Source organism: Streptomyces sp. NPDC005775 (assembly GCF_042871565.1).
Lineage (GTDB): Bacteria > Actinomycetota > Actinomycetes > Streptomycetales > Streptomycetaceae > Streptomyces.
Genome location: NZ_JBIAIU010000004.1, coordinates 284,539 through 304,234 on the forward strand (window position 1 = coordinate 284,539; position 19,696 = coordinate 304,234).

Sequence of the window (19,696 nt, forward strand, 5' to 3'; positions counted from 1 at the left end):
ACTTCGGTAACTCGACGCGTATGCGAGTGGCCGATCTGTCACTCTGTCCGTGTCGTCAGCGGCGCTTAGAGGGTCCGTCCAGGCGGAGAACAGGCAGAGCGAGAACAGGTCAGGAGCCGCCCTGTGGGGTCCATTCCCTTGCAGCGGGACATCGTGCAGCGTCCCGGAACCACTGGCGCGTCCACGGGCGCACAGCCCGTCGCCCGGACGAGTCTGCCCGGCAATCTGCTCGCGCCCTCCGCGGCCCGGCGGTTCGTCGCCGCGGCGCTGGCCGAGTGGAGCGGGCTCGGGCTGCCCGCGGCCGTCGGCTTCAGCGAGCGGCTGTCCGACGACGCGGCGGTCATCGTCAGCGAACTCGTCACCAACGCCGTCGTGCATGCCGGGACCAACGTCGAACTGCTCTTCCGGCTGGAGGAGGCGACCGAGGACGAGAGCTCCGCCCTGGTCCTGGAGGTCTCCGACCACCACCCGGCCCGCGCCGTGCGCAGCGACCGTCCCGAGAACGGCTCCGAGGGCCCCGGGGACGCGGACGCGCCGGGGCAGCCCGCCGAGTACGGGCGCGGCCTGGAGCTCGTCGCCACCCTCGCCGAACGCTGGGGCATCACCTACCGCACCGGCCTCAAGACCGTCTGGGCCCGGCTCCCCGTCGACGACTGGAACCCCTTCCCCGACGCCCACCCGGAGCCCGGCTTCCAGCACGGACTGCGCGCCGCCGAACTGCTCGCCCCCACCGCCCGCCGCGCCCTGCGCGACGACGCCGACTGGGCGGGCCGCGGCGCCCTGTCGTTCCTCGCCGAGGCATCGGACCTGCTGGCCGGACAGCTCGACGAGGACATCGTGGCCGCCCTCGCCGGACAGTTACTCGTGCCCCGGCTCGCCGACTGGTGCGCGATCTGGCTGGAACCCGAGACCGCCGGCCGCGCCGCCGTCCCCCGCCTCGCCAAGGTCTGGCACGTCGACGAGACCCGCATCCAGCCCCTGCGCACGCTGCTGGAGGGTGACCCGCTCCGGCTCCCCGAACGGGTCGGCACCGGACCCGTCTCGATGCCGTGGCCCGGCAGCGCCGAGGTCGGCGGGCAGCCGGACGGGCTCGAAGGCGTCACGCTCGCCTACCGGATCACCTCGGGGGGCCGCACCCTCGGAGCCGTACTCCTGGGCCGCGAAGGCATCGCGCGCGTCCCCGACGAGGTCACCGCGCTCATCGAGGACTTCGTCCGCCGGGTCGGCCTCGCCGTCGGCGCGGCCCGCGCCTACACCCGGCAGGCCACCATCAGCCGCATCCTCCAGCGCGGACTGCTGCCCAGCAAGGTCGCCGACATACCGGGCGTCGCCAGCTCCCTCGTCTACGAACCCAGCGACGACGGCGTGGTCGGAGGTGACTTCTACGACATCTTCCCGTGCCCCGGCGACCGGTGGTGCTTCGTCCTCGGCGACGTCCAGGGCAGTGGCCCCGAAGCGGCCGTCGTCACCGGACTCGCCCGCCCCTGGCTCCGGCTGCTGGCCCGCGAGGGCTTCCAGGCCGGCGAGGTCCTGGTCCGCCTCAACCGGCTCCTCCTCGACGACGCGATGGAGGCCGCCGAAGCCGCCGCGCTCATGGTCGCCGCCGCCGGCGGCCAGCACTCGGCGGACAGCGGACAGTCCCGGTTCCTCTCCCTGCTGTACGGGGAGCTCGTGCCGCTGCCCGGCGGCGGCGCCCGCTGCACCCTGGCCAGCGCCGGACACCCGCTGCCGCTGCTCCTGCGCCCCGACGGCACGGTGCGCCCGGCCGCCGAACCGCAACTGCTCCTCGGCGTCATGGACGATGCCGTGTACGAGACCCAGAGCTTCGACCTGGCCCCCGGCGACAGCCTCCTGTGCGTCACCGACGGCGTGACCGAGCGGCGCTCGGGGCCGCTGATGTTCGACGACGGGGACGGGCTGGCCGAGGCGCTCTCCGGCTGCGCCGGGCTGAGTGCGGAAGGGATCGCGGACCGCATCAAGCACGCCGTGCACGCCTTCGCCGAGCGCCCGCCGGACGACGACCTGGCGCTGCTGGTCCTCCAGGCCGAGTAGCGCCGCCCAGGACGGGGCGCCCCGGGCGTGGCGTCCGGTTGCCGGGCGGCGCGCGACAATGGACGGTATGCCTTCCGTACTGCCCGATGGTGAGCCCGTGCCCGACGACGGGGCGCTGCCCCGCCACGCCCTGGAAGGCGCCGCGGACCGGCCGCTCGGCTTCTACCTCCACGTGCCGTACTGCGCGACCCGCTGCGGCTACTGCGACTTCAACACCTACACCGCGACCGAGCTGCGCGGCTCCGGCGGTGCGCTGGCCTCCCGGGACAACTACGCCTCCCACCTCATCGGCGAGGTCCGCCAGGCCCGCAAGGTCCTCGGCGACGACCCCCGCGAGGTCCGTACGGTCTTCGTCGGGGGCGGTACGCCGACGCTGCTGGCCGCCGCCGACCTGGTCCGGATGCTGGCCGCGATCCGCGAGGAGTTCGGCCTCGCGGACGACGCCGAGATCACCACCGAGGCCAACCCCGAGTCCGTCGGACCCGCGTACCTGGCCGAGCTGCGCGAAGGCGGCTTCAACCGGATCTCCTTCGGCATGCAGAGCGCCCGGCAGCACGTCCTGAAGATCCTCGACCGCACCCACACCCCCGGCCGGCCCGAGGCCTGTGTCGCCGAGGCAAGGGCGGCCGGCTTCGAGCACGTCAACCTCGACCTGATCTACGGCACCCCCGGCGAGTCCGACGACGACTGGCGCGCCTCCCTCGACGCGGCGATCGGCGCCGGCCCCGACCACGTGTCGGCGTACGCCCTGATCGTCGAGGAGGGCACCCAGCTGGCCCGCCGCATCAAGCGCGGCGAGATCCCGATGACGGACGACGACGCGCACGCCGACCGTTACCTCATCGCGGACGAGGCGATGGCCGCCGCCGGCTTCTCCTGGTACGAGGTGTCGAACTGGGCCCGGACCCCCGAGGGCCGCTGCCTGCACAACGAGCTGTACTGGCGCGGGGCCGACTGGTGGGGCGCCGGGCCCGGCGCGCACAGCCACGTCGGCGGCGTGCGCTGGTGGAACGTGAAGCACCCGGGGGCGTACGCGCAGGCGCTGGCCGAGGGGCGCTCGCCCGGCGCGGGCCGCGAGATCCTCTCCGCCGAGGACCGGCGGGTCGAGCGCATCCTGCTGGAGCTGCGGCTCGTCGACGGCTGCCCGCTGTCGCTGCTCGCCCCGGCCGGGCTCGCGGCGGCCGGGCGGGCGGTGGCGGACGGGCTGCTGGAGCCGGAGCCGTACGCGGACGGCAGGGCGGTGCTGACCCTGCGCGGGCGGCTGCTGGCGGACGCGGTGGTGCGGGACCTGGTGGACTGAGGGGTGGTGCGGCGCGCCTCCTCCCCGCCCCCTGCCCCGAACCGGGGCTCCGCTCCTCACACGCCGGAGGCGCTGGACGTGGGGGGCGCCGTCACGAAGTCGATCAGCTCCTCCACCCGGCCCAGCAGGACCGGCTCCAGGTCCTTGTAGGACCGCACCCGGGACAGGATGTGCTGCCAGGCCGCTCCCGTGTTCTCCGGCCACCCCAGCGACCGGCACACACCCGTCTTCCAGTCCTGGCCGCGCGGCACCACCGGCCACCCGGAGATCCCGACGGAGGACGGCTTCACGGCCTCCCACACGTCGATGTACGGGTGGCCGACCACCAGGACGTTCCCGTCCGAGATCCGCGCCGCGATCCGGGACTCCTTGGAGCCCGGTACGAGATGGTCGACCAGCACCCCGAGCCGCGCGTCCGGACCCGGCGAGAACTCCCGCACGATCGCGGGCAGATCGTCGATGCCCTCCAGGTACTCCACGACCACGCCCTCGATGCGCAGGTCGTCGCCCCAGACCCGCTCCACCAGCTCGGCGTCGTGCCGGCCCTCCACATAGATCCGCCCGGCCCTGGCCACCCGGGCCCGCGCCCCGGGTACCGCCACCGAGCCGGAGGCCGTACGGGCGGCGCGCCCCGCAGCCGGGCCGCCCGCCGACGGGCGCACCAGCGTGACGACCCGGCCCTCCAGCAGGAAGCCGCGCGGCGTCATCGGGAAGACCCGGTGCTTGCCGAAGCGGTCCTCCAGGGTCACCGTCGGACCCTCGGCCGTCTTCTCGCACCGGATCACCGCACCGCAGAAACCGGTGACGGCCTCCTCCACGACCAGATCGGGATCGGCGGGGACCTCGGGAGCGGGGGCGGTTTTCTTCCACGGCGGGGTCAGGTCCGGCTGGTAGCTGCGCATCGGACGACGATAAGCGGCGAGCGGGCTACGACACGCCGAACCGGGCAGCCAACTGATCGCGCTGGGCCCGTACGAACGCCGCGTCCACCACCGCCCCGTGCCCCGGCACGTACAGCGCGTCCTCGCCGCCCAGCGCCAGCAGCCGGTCCAGGGCCGCCGGCCAGCGCGCGGGGAAGGCGTCCGGGCCCGCCTGCGGCTCCCCGGACTCCTCGACCAGGTCGCCGCAGAACACGATCGCGGGCGAACCGGAGACGCCGGGCACCAGCACCGCCAGATCGTGGCCGCTGTGCCCCGGACCGGCGTTCACGAGCAGCACCTCACGCCCGCCGCCCAGGTCGAGCGTCCATGCGCCGCACACCTCATGACGGGGCGCCACCAGCACATCGGCGGCCTCGGCGGCATCGTGCTCGGGCAGACCTTGCCGCACCGCGTCGGCGTACATCTCGTCCGCCCCGCCCCGCAGCAGATCCGCCAGGCCGGCCGTGCCGTACACCTGTGCCCCGGCGAAGGCTGCCGTGCCCAGCACATGGTCGAAGTGGGGGTGGCTGAGTGCGACATGCGTCACCCTCGTACCGAGCAGGGACTGCGCCTGGCGGCGCACTTCGACCGCTTCACGGAGTGACGACCCGGTGTCACAGAGCAGCACTCCGTCCGTCCCGGCCACCAGGGCGACCGTGGCGTCCCACACCGGAAGGCGTCGACGGCCCACCCCGTGTCCGAGTCGCTCCCACCCGAGCTCTTCCCAAGAGGCGTCCATACGACGACGCTATCGGCAACGACCTGCGCAGTCTCGCGGTAGCGTGGCCGGTCGCCCTTGCTAGGGGGCCACCCCGTCGCCGTACACTGGCCGGGGGATTGCTGGCACTCGTACGTACAGAGTGCCAGGGGAAGTCCCGGGAACGGCCCGAGAACCACCGAGGTACACAGCTGGAGGTGTGCGCGATGCTCAGCGAACGCAGACTCGAAGTGCTGCGCGCCATCGTCCAGGACTACGTCGGCACCGAGGAGCCCGTCGGCTCCAAGGCGCTCACGGAGCGGCACAAGCTGGGGGTATCCCCGGCCACCGTCCGTAACGACATGGCGGTGCTGGAGGACGAGGGCTTCATCGCCCAACCGCACACCAGCGCGGGACGCATCCCGACGGACAAGGGTTACCGGCTCTTCGTCGACAAGCTCGCGGGCGTCAAGCCCCTCTCGTCGCCGGAGCGCCGTGCCATTCAGAATTTCCTCGACGGCGCGGTCGACCTCGACGATGTCGTGGGACGGACCGTACGGCTGCTCGCGCAGCTGACCCGGCAGGTCGCCGTCGTGCAGTACCCCTCGCTGACCCGCTCGACGGTGCGGCACGTGGAACTGCTGTCCCTGGCCCCCGCCCGGCTGATGCTGGTGCTGATCACGGACACCGGCCGGGTCGAACAGCGGCTGGTCGACTGCCCCGCGCCGTTCGGTGAGACCTCTCTCGCCGATCTGCGGGCCCGGCTCAACAGCCGGGTCGTGGGACGCCGTTTCGCGGACGTCCCGCAGCTGGTGCAGGACCTGCCGGAAGCCTTCGAGAGCGAGGACCGGGGAACCGTGTCCACCGTGCTCTCGATCCTCCTCGAATGCCTCGTCGAGGAGACGGAGGAGCGGCTGATGATCGGCGGCACCTCCAACCTCACCCGCTTCGGGCACGACTTCCCTGTGATGATCCGGCCGGTGCTGGAGGCATTGGAGGAACAGGTCGTGCTGCTGAAGCTGCTCGGCGAGGCCACGGACTCGGGCATGACCGTACGTATCGGGCACGAGAACGCCCACGAGGGGCTCAACTCCACGTCCGTCGTCGCGGTCGGCTACGGTTCGGGCGACGAGGCAGTCGCCAAACTCGGCGTGGTCGGACCGACCCGCATGGACTACCCCGGAACGATGGGAGCGGTACGCGCAGTGGCACGTTACGTCGGACAGATCCTGGCGGAGTCGTAAGTGGCCACGGACTACTACGCCGTACTCGGCGTGCGCCGCGACGCTTCACAGGACGAGATCAAGAAGGCCTTCCGGAGGCTCGCCCGCGAGCTGCACCCGGATGTGAACCCCGATCCGAAGACCCAGGAGCGGTTCAAGGAGATCAACGCCGCTTACGAGGTGTTGTCGGACGCCCAGAAGAAGCAGGTCTACGACCTCGGCGGCGACCCGCTGTCCGCCTCCGGAGGCGGTGGTGGCGCGGGCGGATTCGGACAGGGCGGCTTCGGCAACTTCTCCGACATCATGGACGCGTTCTTCGGCACGTCGTCGCAGCGCGGACCCCGTTCGCGCACGCGCCGCGGCCAGGACGCCATGATCCGGCTGGAGATCGACCTCTCCGAGTCGGCCTTCGGCACGACCAAGGACATCCAGGTCGACACGGCCGTCGTCTGTACGACCTGCAGTGGCGAGGGCGCCGCACCCGGCACCTCCGCCCAGACCTGTGACATGTGCCGCGGCCGCGGCGAGGTCTCCCAGGTCACCCGGTCGTTCCTCGGCCAGGTCATGACCTCGCGGCCCTGCCCCCAGTGCCAGGGCTTCGGTACGGTCGTGCCGACCCCGTGCCCGGAGTGCGCCGGTGACGGCCGCATCCGTTCGCGGCGCACGCTCACCGTGAAGATCCCCGCAGGTGTCGACAACGGCACCCGCATCCAGCTCGCGGGCGAGGGTGAGGTCGGCCCCGGCGGCGGCCCGGCCGGCGATCTCTACGTCGAGATCCACGAGCTGCCGCACGCCGTGTTCCAGCGGCGCGGGGACGATCTGCACTGCACGGTCACCATCCCGATGACGGCGGCGGCCCTCGGCACCAAGGTGCCGCTGGAGACGCTCGACGGACTGGAGGAGGTCGACATCCGGCCGGGCACCCAGTCCGGCCAGTCCGTCCCGCTGCACGGGCGCGGCATCACGCATCTGCGTGGTGGCGGGCGCGGTGACCTGATCGTGCACGTCGAGGTGCTGACCCCGACGAAGATGGACCCGGAGCAGGAACGGCTTCTGCGCGAGCTGTCGAAGCTGCGCGGCGAGGAGCGGCCCACCGGGCAGTTCCAGCCGGGCCAGCAGGGCCTGTTCTCGCGGCTGAAGGACGCGTTCAACGGCCGCTAGATCCGCTTGAGCATGCGTACGGGCCCGGTCTCCGGGCCCGTACCGCATTGCGGACAAACATGGCAGCGGGGTGCGCATCACGGGACAGGGGCGACATGACACGATGCGGTCATGTCATCCGCGTTGACCGATCTCTGCCGGTATCCGATCGTGCAGGCCCCGATGGCGGGTGGACCCTCCGGGCCACAGCTCGCCGGGGCCGTCGCCGAGGCCGGCGGACTCGGTTTCCTGGCCGCCGGGTACAAGACGGCGGACGGCATGTACAACGAGATCAAAGAGGTGCGCGGGCTCACCGCCCGGCCCTTCGGCGTCAACCTCTTCATGCCGCAGCCGGTCCTCGCCGACCCGGCAGCCATCGAGGTGTACCGGCACCAGCTCGCGGGTGAGACCACCTGGTACGAGACCCCGCTCGGCGACGCCGACGTCTGCGGCGACGACGGCTACGAGGCCAAGCTCGCCATCCTGCTAGAGGACCCCGTCCCGGTCGTCTCGTTCACCTTCGGCTGCCCCTCCCGCGACACCCTCGACGCGTTCGCCGCGGCGGGCACGTACACCGTCGTCACGGTCACCTCGCCCGAGGAGGCCCAGGCCGCCCAGTGGGCGGGTGCCGACGCCGTCTGCGCCCAGGGCGTCGAGGCGGGCGGCCACCAGTCGACGTTCCGCGACGACCCGCAGACCGACGGCTGCGGCACCGGACTCCTCTGTCTGGTCGCCCAGGTCCGCGAGACCGTGCAGATACCGGTCATCGCCGCGGGCGGCCTGATGCGCGGCTCCCAGATCGCCGCGGTGCTGGCGGCGGGCGCCGACGCCGCCCAGCTCGGCACCGCCTTCCTGGTCTGCCCCGAGTCGGGCGCCCATCTGCTGCACAAACAGGCCCTGACCAACCCGCTGTTCGTCCGCACCACGCTGACCCGGGCGTTCTCCGGCCGGCCGGCCCGCGGTCTGGTCAACCGCTTCGTGCGCGAGCACGGGCCGTACGCCCCCGCCGCCTACCCGCAGGTGCACCATCTGACGGCCGCGCTGCGCAAGGCGGCGGCCAAGGCGGGGGACGCGCAGGGCATGGCACTGTGGGCGGGGCAGGGGCACCGGCTGGCACGCGAACTGCCCGCGGGCCGGCTGGTCAGGCTGCTCGCCGAGGAACTGGACGCCGCACGGACGGCACTGAGCACGAGGAGTACACAGTGACGGCACCCGTTTTCGTCGTCGAACAGATGCCGGACGGGCCCGGGTTCGTCCTGGACGGCCCCGAGGGGCGGCACGCCGTCTCGGTGAAGCGGCTGCGCGCCGGTGAGGACGTCGTCCTGACGGACGGCGGCGGCCGCTGGGCCGAGGGGGTCGTGAGCGCGGCCGAGGGCAAGGACCGGCTGGTGATCACCGGTCTGGAGTCCGTCCACGAGGAACCCCGCCCCGACGTCCGCATCACCGTCGTCCAGGCGCTGCCCAAGGGCGACCGGGGTGAAGTCGCCGTCGAGACCATGACGGAGACCGGTGTCGACACCATCGTGCCGTGGCAGGCCGCGCGCTGCATCACCCAGTGGAAGGGCGAGCGCGGCCTCAAGTCCCTGGCGAAGTGGCGCAACACGGCCCGCGAGGCCGGCAAGCAGTCGCGCCGGGTCCGGTTCCCGGACGTGGCGGACGCGGCCACGACGAAACAGGTTGCCGCACTTCTGGCCACGGCCGACTTCGCGGCCGTGCTGCACGAGGACCGGGGGTACGACAGTGAGCCGCTGGCCACCGTCGCCCTGCCCGACGAGGGCGAGATCGTGCTGGTCGTGGGCCCCGAAGGAGGCGTCTCGCCCGAGGAACTGGCCGTCTTCGCCGCCGCCGGCGCCCGCACCTGCCGGCTCGGACCGACGGTCCTGCGCACCTCGACGGCCGGCACCGCGGCGACAGCGCTGCTGCTGGGGCGCACGGGCCGCTGGTCGTAGTCCCGTTATCGCGGTGCGGTTGTGGCCGCAAGCGGACTACCGCTGCGTCAGGAGTGGTGGGAAGCTGCCCGTATGGGGACATCAAGGGCATGGGGTCGCCGGGCGACCCGTCGCTTTCCGGCCGCGATCTGTCTCGCGGCCTTCGCCGTCGCGGGCCTCGTCGCCTGCGAACCGGCGGACGGACTGAACACCGCGTCCATCGCCGTGACCACCGACCGCACCGCCACCCGCGCCCTGGAACACGAAGGCGTGCACGTGCGGTGGCTCACCTGCACGGCGAACGTCGACGGGGAGGGGGACGGCGCGAAGTCGTCGTCCGCGCGGGCGGGTTCGGCCACCGCCGCCACACGCCGCGTCGCCGACGTCGAGTGCAGCGGCCGGACGAAGGAGGGCCGGGACGTCACGGTCGCCGGCGAGGTGCGGCAGGCGGTCGACGGCCGGTGCGTGCGCGGTGACCTGACCGCGAAGGCCGACGGCCGGACCGTGTTCCGGGCCAGCCTGCTCGGCAACTGCGACGCGCCCGCCTCCACCCCGGCCCCGGACGGCGGCAGGGACGACGGCAAGGGCGACGGCGGGGGAGGAGCCCGGCCCACGGTGACGGTGACCGTCACCGTGACCGAACAGCCGGGCAAGTGAGAGGCTCCGCCTCGAGATGACGAGCCCTTCACGTGTGCCGGGCACCGGCCGTACGGCGGACTCCGGCCAACTCCGTTCCGCCGGCCACGGCCGCGGCCTAGGCTGATCGTTGTGACACAGCCTTCCTACCTCCGGTATCCCCATGTCCAGGGCGACTCGATCGCCTTCACCGCCGAGGACGATGTCTGGCTCGCGCCGCTCGACGGTGGTCGAGCCTGGCGTGTCAGCGCCGACAACCGTCCCGTCACCCAGCCCCGGATATCTCCCGACGGCACCCTCGTCGCCTGGACGTCCACCCGGGACGGGGCACCCGAGGTGCACCTCGCCCCCGTCGACGGCGGCCCCTCCCGGCGGCTGACCCACTGGGGCGACGCACGGACCGCCGTACGCGGCTGGACCCCCGACGGCGACGTGCTGGTCACCAGCACCCAGGGCCAGGTCTCGCTCCGGCGCTCCTGGGCCCGCGCCGTCCCGGTCGACGGCGGACCCGCACGGACCCTTCCGTACGGACCGGTGGGCTCACTCGCGTACGGCCCCGGCGAGCGCGTCCTGCTGCTCTCGGCCACCATGGGGCGCGAGGCCGCCACCTGGAAGCGCTACCGGGGCGGCACGGCCGGCAAGCTCTGGATCGCGGCCGAGGGGGACCCGGCGGAGTTCGTACGCGTCCACGCGGCACTCGACGGCAACATCGAGTGCCCGATGTGGGTCGGTGACCGTATCGCCTTCCTCTCCGACCACGAAGGCGTCGGAGCGCTGTACTCCTCCCTCCCCGACGGCACGGACCTGCGCCGGCACACCGGCATCGAAGGCTTCTACGCCCGGCACGCCACCACCGACGGCACGCGCGTCACCTACGCGTCCGCCGGTGAACTCCAGCTCCTGGACAGCCTGGAGAGCGACGCCCCCCGCCGCCTCGACATCCGGCTCGGCGGCCAGCGCGCCGACCTCCAGCCGCACCCCGTGCACGCCGGCAGCCACCTGAGCGCCGCGTCCCCCGACCGCACCGGCCGCGGCAGCGCCGTCGGCTCCCGCGGCGCCGTCCACTGGGTCACCCACCGCGAGGGCCCGGCCCGCGCGCTCGCCGTCGAACCGGGCGTACGCGCCAGGCTGCCGCACACCTTCCAGGCCGACGGCGACCAGCACGTCGTCTGGGTCACCGACGCCGAGGGCGACGACGCGCTGGAGTGCGCCCCCGCCACCGGGACCGGCCCAGGAGCCGTCCCGCGCCGCCTCGCCGCCGGACGGATCGGCCGCGTCCTCGACCTCGCCCCGGCACCGGACGGCAGCCGGTTCGCCGTCGCCGCCCACGACGGGCGCGTCCTGATCGTCGAGCGGGAGAGCGGCGAGGTCCACGAGGTGGACCGCAGCGAGCACGGCGACGCCTCCGGGCTCGTCTTCTCGCCCGACTCCGCCTGGCTCGCCTGGTCGCACCCCGGCCCCGAGCCGCTGAGTCAGCTCAAGCTCGCGCACCTGGCCGACCTGTCGGTCTCCGAGGCGACCCCGCTGCGGTTCCGGGACTTCGCCCCCGCCTTCACCGCCGACGGAAAGCACCTGGCCTTCCTCTCCGAGCGGGCCTTCGACCCCATCTACGACGCGCACGTGTTCGACATGGCGTTCATCGGCGCCTGCCGGCCGCACCTGCTGACGCTCGCCGCCCACACCCCCTCCCCGTTCGGGCCGCAGCTCCACGGCCGCCCGACCGAGAAGGAGAAGGCCGGCGACGGCGAGGACAACCCCACGGCGCTCCCGGTCACCCGCATCGACCTGGACGGCCTCGCCGACCGGATCGTGCCGCTGCCCGTCGAGGCCGGCAGCTACTCCTCGCTGCGGGCCGCGAAGGACGGCCTGCTGTGGCTGCGCCACCCGGTGACCGGGGTGCTCGGTACGAGCGCGGCCACCCCCGACGCCCACGGGCCCGAACCCGTCCTGGAGCGGTACGACCTGGAGAAGCTGCGCTGCGAGGAACTCGCCTCCGACGTCGACCGGTTCGCGGTCAGCGGAGACGGCAAGCGCCTCGTCCTGCACAGCCACGGCAAACTGCGCGCCGTCCCGTCCGACAGCCGGGTGTCCGCGAGCTCCGACGACGACAGCGACGACGGCAACATCACCGTCGACCTCTCCCGCGTCCGCCGCACCCTCGACCCGGCCGCCGAATGGCGCCAGATGTACGACGAGGCCGGCCGCATCATGCGGGACAACTTCTGGCGCCCCGACATGGGCGGCCTCGACTGGGACGGCGTCCTGGACCGCTACCGGCCCGTCCTGGAGCGCGTCGCCACCCACGACGACCTCATCGACCTCCTGTGGGAAGTCCAGGGCGAACTCGGCACCTCGCACGCCTATGTGACGCCGGCGGGCGGCTGGCGCGACGACTCCGCCCGGCAGGGACTGCTCGGCGCCGACCTCTCCCGGGCGGACGACGGGAGCTGGCGCATCGACCGCATCCTGCCGTCCGAGACCTCCGACCCCGCCGCCCGGGCCCCGCTCGCCGCGCCCGGCGTCGCCGTCCGCCCCGGCGACACGGTCCTGGCCGTCGACGGACACCCCGTGGACCCGCTCACCGGCCCCGCGCCGCTGCTCACCGGCTCGGCCGGCAAGCCCGTCGAGCTGACCGTCTCGCCGGTCGACGGCGGCGACCCGCGCCATGTCGTCGTCGTGCCGATCGCCGACGAGGAGGCGCTGCGCTACCACGCGTGGGTCTCCGGCCGGCGCGCGTACGTGCACGAGCGGTCGGGCGGGCGCCTGGGCTACCTCCACGTCCCCGACATGGTCGGCTCGGGCTGGGCCCAGATCCACCGCGACCTGCGCACCGAGGTCGCCCGCGAGGGCCTGGTGGTGGACGTACGGGAGAACCGCGGCGGTCACACCTCGCAGCTGGTCGTCGAGAAGCTGGCCCGCCGCATCGTCGGCTGGGACCTGCCCCGAGGGATGCGGCCCTCCAGCTATCCGGGCGACGCGCCCCGCGGACCCGTCGTGGCGGTCGCGAACGAGTTCTCCGGCTCGGACGGCGACATCGTGAACGCGGCGATCAAGGCGCTCGACATCGGCCCCGTGGTCGGCGTGCGCACGTGGGGCGGCGTGGTGGGCATCGACAGCCGGTACCGGCTCGTCGACGGCACGCTGGTCACCCAGCCCAAGTACGCCTTCTGGCTGGAGGGGTACGGGTGGGGCGTCGAGAACCACGGTGTCGACCCCGACGTCGAGGTCGTCATGACCCCGCAGGACCATGCGGCGGGCCGGGATCCGCAGCTGGACGAGGCGATCCGGATCGCGCTGGAGTCGCTGGCCGGAACCCCGGCCAAGGAGGCGCCGCCGCTGCCGGAGTGACCTGCCGGCCCCTCCGGTGATCGAGGAGCGGGGTTCAGCGGGGCAGCGCCCCGCTGAACCCCGGACCCGCGCCTCGAACGCCGGAGGGGCCGGGTGCCCCGATAGGCTGCCCCCAACGGATCACCGAGACAGAGGAGCGCACCCCATGGCAGGAGAACCGCAGGCCGACTGCCTGTTCTGCAAGATCGTCTCGGGTGAGATCCCGGCCACCATCGTCCGGGAGACCGACACCACCGTCGCCTTCCGCGACATCAACCCCCAGGCCCCCACCCACGTCCTGGTCATCCCCCGCGTCCACCACCCCGACGCCGCCTCCCTCGCCGCCGCCGAGCCGCAGGTCCTCGCCGACATGCTCCGCGAGGCCGGGAACGTCGCCGCGGACGAGAAGGTCGACGGGACCGGGTACCGGGTCGTGTTCAACACCGGCGCCGGAGCCGGGCAGACCGTCTTCCACGCGCACGCCCACGTCATGGGCGGCCGCGGCCTCCAGTGGCCCCCCGGATAGGTCCTGTCCGGAACGAGGAATCAGCACCCCGTGTCGTCACGTGAACTCGTCGTCCTCGGCACCGCCAGCCAGGTCCCGACCCGCCACCGCAACCACAACGGCTACCTGCTCCGCTGGGACGGCGAGGGCATCCTCTTCGATCCCGGCGAGGGCACCCAGCGCCAGATGCTGCGGGCCGGTGTCGCCGCGCACGACATCGACCGGATCTGCGTCACGCACTTCCACGGCGACCACTCGCTGGGCCTCGCCGGGGTGATCCAGCGGATCAACCTCGACCGGGTTCCGCACCCCGTCACCGCGCACTACCCGGCGAGCGGACAGCATTTCTTCGAACGGCTCCGGTACGCCACCGCCTACCGCGAGTCCGTCGAGCTGACCGAGGCCCCGGTCGCCGCCGACGGGCCGCTGGCCACCACGGACACGTACACCCTCAGCAGCCACAAGCTGTCGCACCCCGTCGAGTCGTACGGCTACCGCCTGGTCGAGCCCGACGGGCGGCGCATGCTGCCCGCGAAGCTCGCCGAGCACGGCATCGCCGGGCCGGACGTCGGCCGGCTCCAGCGCGAGGGCTCCCTCGGCGGGGTCACCCTCGACGACGTCTCCGAGCGCAGGCGCGGGCAGCGGTTCGCGTTCATCATGGACACGAGACTGTGCGACGGCGTGCACGCGCTCGCCGAGGGCTGCGACATGCTGGTCATCGAGTCGACCTTCCTCGACGAGGACGAACGGCTGGCCACCGACCACGGCCATCTGACCGCCGGGCAGGCGGCCCGGGCCGCGCGGGACGCGGGCGTACGGCACCTCGTGCTCACGCACTTCTCCCAGCGCTACCCGGACCCGGAAGCCTTCGGGATCCAGGCCCGGGCGGCGGGGTTCGAGGGCGAACTGACCGTTGCCCAGGACCTGACGCGGATCCCGGTACCGAGCCGTCACCCTTGACGACCTGACAGCAGCACCCCCTGCGTAAGTGAGAAACCCGTGCACCTCCCCAAAGCCGAACTCCACCTCCACATCGAAGGAACCCTCGAACCCGAACTGGCCTTCGCGCTCGCCGCTCGCAACGGCGTGCCGCTGCCCTACGCGGACACCGAGGAACTGCGCACCGCCTACCTCTTCGACGACCTGCAGAGCTTCCTCAACCTGTACTACGCGCTGATGGCGGTCCTGCGGACCGAGGACGACTTCGCCGAACTCGCCGACGCCTACCTCACCCGCGCCGCCGCCCAGGGCGTGCGCCACGCGGAGATCTTCTTCGATCCGCAGGCCCACATCGCCCGCGGTGTCCCCATCGCCGCCGTCATCGAGGGACTCGGCCGGGCGCTGGAGCGCAGCGAGGAGAAGCACGGCATCTCCACCCAGCTGATCATGTGCTTCCTGCGCGACGAGTCCGCCGAGTCCGCGCTGGAGACGCTGGAGGCCGCCAAGCCGCATCTGCACCGGATCAGCGCCGTCGGCCTCGACTCCGCCGAGGTCGGCCACCCGCCCGCCAAGTTCCGCGAGGTGTACGCGGCGGCCGACGCGCTCGGACTGCGCAAGGTCGCCCACGCGGGCGAGGAGGGGCCGCCCGCGTACATCACCGAGGCGCTCGACGTACTGGGCGTGGAGCGCATCGACCACGGACTGCGCTGCATGGAGGACCCGGACCTGGTGAAGCGGCTGGTCGCCGACCGGGTGCCGCTCACCCTGTGCCCGCTGTCCAACGTACGGCTGCGCGCCATCGACACGCTGGAGGAGCACCCTCTGCGAGCCATGATGGACGCCGGACTGCTCTGCACGGTGAACTCCGACGATCCCGCCTACTTCGGCGGGTACGTCGGGGACACCTTCCACGCCGTACACGAGGCGCTCGGGCTGGAGCGCGAGCAGCTGCGCACCCTGGCCCGCAACTCCTTCGAGGCGGCCTTCCTCGACCACGACGAGGAGCGCAGGGCCCGTTACCTGTCCGAGGTCGAGGCGTACGCGTTCGACTGACCGCCGCCCGAGGGGCCGGCCGTCCGGAACGCACTCCTGACCAGGCGCCGGCGGCGCAGCGCGGGCAGGCTGATCTCCGTGACGGCCTGCTCGGGCGCGCCCAGCTTCGGCACCGCGCCCGGCACCGCACCGGTGGTGACCGCGAGCAGGGCCGCCGGAGCGCCGCCCCTGCGGCGCACCGAACCCGGCACCAGCGGACGGCCACCGGTGTGCAGGGCCACCCCCGTCACCGGGACCGCGACCAGCAGCGTCACGGCGCCCAGCACCAGCCCCATCACCGGGAAACCGGCCCCCTCGGACAGCACACTGCCGAGCACCGGACCGCAGGCCACGCCGACCGACGAGGCCGAGCCCGCCAGGACCGCCCAGCGCCCGCGCACGTCCAGGGACGCGGCGAGGCCGATCAGGTACGACAGGACCACCGGGTAGACGGTGTTCCACAGGATCTCGCCGGTCGCGAACGAGCCGAGGCTCCCGGCCGACGAGCTGAGCACGATGCTCGCCGCGATGATCACGGTGCCCAGGCCGATCGGCACCGCCCGCCCGAGGCGGGCCCCGAGCACCCCGGCGCCCATCACACCGAGGAGACCGGCGCCCAGCGCGGCGGCGAACACCGCACCTATGGTGACCTCGGAGAGGCCGACCTGGTCCACGCCGATGCGGCTGCTGACCCCCCACAGCGCGTTCTGCGCCATCGACCAGACGAGCATGCCGCCCGCCAGCACCAGCCCCGAGCGGCGCCGCGGCAGCCGTCCCGAAGCCGGGACGGCAGGACCGGCCGGGACCGGACTGCCGAGCCGGGACGTGGCCGGCCAGACGAGCAGCGCGACCAGCGCGATCGACGCGAACGGCAGCCGGTGGCCGCCGCCCAGGTGCGGGATCGTCAGATACAGGGCGCCGGCGGTCGCCGACACGCTCAACAGCCCCAGGGACGACGACCGGTGCGGGTCACGCTGGGCGGCGATGCCGGCGGCGGCCACCGCGGTCGCCGTACCGGAACCGAATCCGCCGACCACGGCGCCCAGGATCACCAGCGGCACGGAGCCCGCCAGCGCGGCGCAGCCGTACCCCAGCACGGCCAGCGCCAGCCCGAGCCGCGCCGGTCTGCGTGGCCCGTACGTTTCGACGCGGCCTGCCAGGCAGAAGCCGGCCGAGGCCGAACTCAGCAGCAGGGCGCTGCCGACCAGGCCGGCCTGTGCCGTGGTGAGGCCCAGATAGACGGAGAGCCGTCCCACGATGGTGGGGAGGAGGTAGGAGGCGAGGTAGCCGGCGGTGAACACGGCGACCAGAGGCCACGCGGCGCCAGGGCGCGAGGACATGGGCGTTCCTGAAGACATGCCAGAAGAGGCGGGAAGGCAGAGGGGGGGCAAGGCGAGAAATGCGAAGAATGAGGAACTGCGAGAACTACGTGAAACGCTGAAAACGCGGGGGTTCGGCACACTCGTCGGTTGCATTCCCGACGGTGGTCGCGGGCCAATTTGTATCAAGTGCTCCCGGTCGACCGAAAGTCGCCACGCTGTGATCTGGGCCACTTATGCGTTTACCGTGTTTCTATGCGGGTAACAGCGCATGTTTATGCAGGTCAGCCTCTGTGTACGGAGACCCGTCGCAGGCCCGGCGCGGACCCCGCACCGGCGGACGGGAATCGGGCACACTGGCCGGAACCGCCACGACCGGGGAGCGCAGGGTGAGCACCGAGATTCCAGCCATCGACCCACTGGACGGGCTGCGCGCACCGCAGGACCCCGACTGCGACGTCTTCCTCACCGGCACGGTCTTCCTCGACATCATCTTCACCGGCCTGGACAGCGCCCCGGTGCGCGGCACCGAGTCCTGGGCCCGCGGCATGGGCTCCAGCCCCGGCGGTGTCGCCAACATGGCCACCGCGCTCGCCCGCCTCGGCCTCCACACCTCGCTCGCGGCGGCGTTCGGCGACGACCACTACGGCGAGTACTGCTGGGACGCCCTCGAGCAGGGCGAGGGCATCGACCTGTCCCTGTCGCACACCGTCCGCGGCTGGCACTCCCCGGTGACCGTCTCCATGGCGTACGAGGGCGAGCGGACGATGGTCTCGCACGGCCACGAGGCCCCGCCCCCGCCCGCGTTCGCACCCACCGGGGCCACCGCCACGCCCCGGTGTCCGCCGCGGGCCCGGGCCGCCATCGCCTCGCTCGCCCCCGGTCGCAGCGAGCCCTGGGTCGCCACGGCGGCCCGCAGGGGCGCCCTGGTCTTCGCCGATGTCGGCTGGGACGAGACCGGCCGCTGGGACCTCGACGGCCTGACCGACCTGGAGCACTGCCAGGCCTTCCTCCCCAACGCCGAGGAGGCCATGCGCTACACCCGCACCGACTGCCCCCGGGCCGCCGCGCACGCGCTTGCCGAGCGGGTCCCGCTCGCCGTCGTCACCCTCGGAGCGGAGGGGGCGTACGCGGTCGACGCGGCCACCGGAGCCACCGCCGAGGTCCCCGCGATCGCGGTCGAGGCCCTGGACCCGACCGGTGCGGGCGACGTCTTCGTGGCCGGCTTCGTCACCGGCACCCTCGCCAACTGGCCGCTCGCCGACCGCCTCGCCTTCGCCGGCCTCACCGCGGCCCTCTCGGTCCAGGAGTTCGGCGGCTCGCTCTCGGCCCCCGGCTGGGCGGAGATCGCCGCCTGGTGGCAGCGTATCCGCACCCTCACCGGCCAGGACCCGGCCGCGCTCCAGCGCTACGCCTTCCTCCAGGACCTGCTCCCGGCAGCCGCCCGCCCCTGGCCGCTGCGCCGGGCCGTCCCGACGATCGGCTTCCGTCCGTAACCCCGCGTCTTCCTTTCACCCGCGAAAACCTCTCGGTGTTGTCAGCACGGGGTCGTAGGCTGGGTACACCTGAGGTTTTCGAGCAGCGAGAACCCTGCAACGGGAGGTATGTGCAGGCCCGAGGGCCGGCCCATGACTCAGACACCCACACAGCCGCACGCGCGTGCCCACATCAGCATCCCGGCCGCACACCCCATGGTGATGCTCCTGGGAGCGGGCGACTCGCTGCTGCGCGTGATCGAAGCGGCGTTCCCGGCGGCCGACATCCACGTCCGGGGCAATGACATCAGCGCGACGGGTGACGCGGCGGACATCGCCCTGATCCAGCGCCTGTTCGACGAGATGGTGCTGGTGCTCCGCACCGGTCAGCCGATGACGGAGGACGCTGTGGAACGTTCGATCGCGATGCTCAAGGCCAGCGAGAACGGCCAGGCGGACGGCACCGAGACCCCGGCCGAGGTACTCACGCAGAACATCCTCTCCAGCCGCGGCCGCACGATCCGCCCCAAGACGCTCAACCAGAAGCGGTACGTCGACGCGATCGACAAGCACACGATCGTCTTCGGCATCGGCCCCGCCGGTACCGGCAAGACGTACCTCGCCATGGCCAAGGCGGTCCAGGCCCTGCAGTCCAAGCAGGTCAGCCGGATCATCCTGACCCGCCCGGCGGTCGAGGCCGGTGAGCGGCTCGGCTTCCTGCCCGGCACGCTCTTCGACAAGATCGACCCGTATCTGCGCCCGCTCTACGACGCCCTGCACGACATGCTCGACCCCGACTCGATCCCGCGGCTGATGGCCGCGGGGACGATCGAGGTGGCACCGCTGGCCTATATGCGGGGTCGTACCCTCAATGACGCCTTCATCATCCTGGACGAGGCGCAGAACACCAGCGCCGAGCAGATGAAGATGTTCCTGACCCGGCTCGGCTTCGACTCGAAGATCGTCGTCACCGGTGACGTCACCCAGGTCGACCTGCCGAACGGCACCAAGAGCGGTCTGCGTCAGGTGCAGGACATCCTCGAAGGCATCGACGACGTGCACTTCTCCCGGCTCACGTCCCAGGATGTCGTCCGGCACAAGCTGGTCGGCCGTATCGTCGACGCGTACGAGAAGTACGACAACCAGGGCGACCAGGACGGTCCGGCCGACAAGGGCCGGGGCCGCCGCAACGGGAAGCAGTAG

Annotated in this window: 16 protein-coding genes; 13 read left to right on the forward strand and 3 right to left on the reverse strand. The window is 72.7% G+C overall.

What is annotated here, in order from left to right:
* Positions 1–138: 138 nt before the first annotated feature.
* Together ACFYPA_RS11645 and hemW are read left to right on the forward strand one after the other, a co-directional pair.
* Positions 139–2,052 carry an ATP-binding SpoIIE family protein phosphatase gene (locus ACFYPA_RS11645; protein ID WP_359086408.1) on the forward strand — a complete coding sequence of 638 codons (1,914 nt, stop codon included), beginning with the start codon at positions 139–141 and terminating at the stop codon, positions 2,050–2,052.
* Between the two features lie 67 nt (positions 2,053–2,119).
* On the forward strand, positions 2,120–3,352 hold the full coding sequence (hemW, locus tag ACFYPA_RS11650; RefSeq protein ID WP_359351162.1) for a radical SAM family heme chaperone HemW: 1,233 nt from the start codon (positions 2,120–2,122) through the stop codon (positions 3,350–3,352).
* Between the two features lie 56 nt (positions 3,353–3,408).
* On the opposite strand, the gene ACFYPA_RS11655 is transcribed toward hemW, so the two are convergent.
* Entirely contained in the window at positions 3,409–4,254 is an 846-nt protein-coding gene (locus ACFYPA_RS11655; protein WP_359351160.1) for a DUF3097 domain-containing protein, read from the reverse strand.
* Positions 4,255–4,279: 25 nt separating this feature from the next.
* Positions 4,280–5,011, reverse strand: a complete 732-nt coding sequence (locus ACFYPA_RS11660; RefSeq protein ID WP_359351157.1) for an MBL fold metallo-hydrolase — start codon at positions 5,009–5,011, stop codon at positions 4,280–4,282.
* A gap of 185 nt (positions 5,012–5,196) precedes the next feature.
* Here ACFYPA_RS11660 and hrcA point away from each other — a divergent pair, with 185 nt between their 5' ends.
* From hrcA to ACFYPA_RS11705, 9 genes are all read left to right on the forward strand, one after another.
* Positions 5,197–6,213 (forward strand): heat-inducible transcriptional repressor HrcA, encoded by a 1,017-nt coding sequence (hrcA, locus tag ACFYPA_RS11665; protein WP_359086318.1) that lies wholly within the window; start codon positions 5,197–5,199, stop codon positions 6,211–6,213.
* On the forward strand, positions 6,214–7,353 hold the full coding sequence (gene dnaJ / locus ACFYPA_RS11670) for a molecular chaperone DnaJ (protein ID WP_359086319.1): 1,140 nt from the start codon (positions 6,214–6,216) through the stop codon (positions 7,351–7,353).
* A gap of 111 nt (positions 7,354–7,464) precedes the next feature.
* Positions 7,465–8,538, forward strand: coding sequence for a nitronate monooxygenase (locus tag ACFYPA_RS11675; protein ID WP_359086321.1), 1,074 nt, complete (start codon positions 7,465–7,467; stop codon positions 8,536–8,538).
* Positions 8,535–9,281 carry a 16S rRNA (uracil(1498)-N(3))-methyltransferase gene (locus ACFYPA_RS11680; protein ID WP_359086322.1) on the forward strand — a complete coding sequence of 249 codons (747 nt, stop codon included), beginning with the start codon at positions 8,535–8,537 and terminating at the stop codon, positions 9,279–9,281. The genes ACFYPA_RS11675 and ACFYPA_RS11680 overlap by 4 nt, the downstream gene beginning before the upstream one ends.
* Positions 9,282–9,353: 72 nt before the next feature.
* Positions 9,354–9,917, forward strand: a complete 564-nt coding sequence (locus ACFYPA_RS11685; RefSeq protein ID WP_359086324.1) for a hypothetical protein — start codon at positions 9,354–9,356, stop codon at positions 9,915–9,917.
* Positions 9,918–10,028: 111 nt separating this feature from the next.
* Positions 10,029–13,244 (forward strand): S41 family peptidase, encoded by a 3,216-nt coding sequence (locus ACFYPA_RS11690; RefSeq protein ID WP_389131306.1) that lies wholly within the window; start codon positions 10,029–10,031, stop codon positions 13,242–13,244.
* A 145-nt stretch (positions 13,245–13,389) separates the two neighbouring features.
* Positions 13,390–13,749 carry a histidine triad nucleotide-binding protein gene (locus ACFYPA_RS11695; protein ID WP_359086327.1) on the forward strand — a complete coding sequence of 120 codons (360 nt, stop codon included), beginning with the start codon at positions 13,390–13,392 and terminating at the stop codon, positions 13,747–13,749.
* 30 nt (positions 13,750–13,779) lie between these two features.
* A complete protein-coding gene (locus tag ACFYPA_RS11700; protein WP_359351151.1) occupies positions 13,780–14,688 on the forward strand; it encodes a ribonuclease Z in 909 nt (302 codons plus the stop codon).
* A gap of 39 nt (positions 14,689–14,727) precedes the next feature.
* On the forward strand, positions 14,728–15,720 hold the full coding sequence (locus ACFYPA_RS11705; protein ID WP_359086331.1) for an adenosine deaminase: 993 nt from the start codon (positions 14,728–14,730) through the stop codon (positions 15,718–15,720).
* Here ACFYPA_RS11705 and ACFYPA_RS11710 read toward each other — a convergent pair.
* Positions 15,684–17,039: an MFS transporter gene (locus ACFYPA_RS11710; protein ID WP_359086333.1), complete on the reverse strand. Its 1,356-nt coding sequence runs from the start codon at positions 17,037–17,039 to the stop codon at positions 15,684–15,686. The genes ACFYPA_RS11705 and ACFYPA_RS11710 overlap by 37 nt on opposite strands.
* A gap of 368 nt (positions 17,040–17,407) precedes the next feature.
* Between ACFYPA_RS11710 and ACFYPA_RS11715 the strand changes: the two genes are divergently transcribed.
* Complete coding sequence (locus ACFYPA_RS11715; RefSeq protein WP_359086334.1) at positions 17,408–18,514, forward strand: PfkB family carbohydrate kinase; 1,107 nt, start codon at positions 17,408–17,410, stop codon at positions 18,512–18,514.
* A 132-nt stretch (positions 18,515–18,646) separates the two neighbouring features.
* A complete protein-coding gene (locus ACFYPA_RS11720) occupies positions 18,647–19,696 on the forward strand; it encodes a PhoH family protein (protein WP_359086336.1) in 1,050 nt (349 codons plus the stop codon).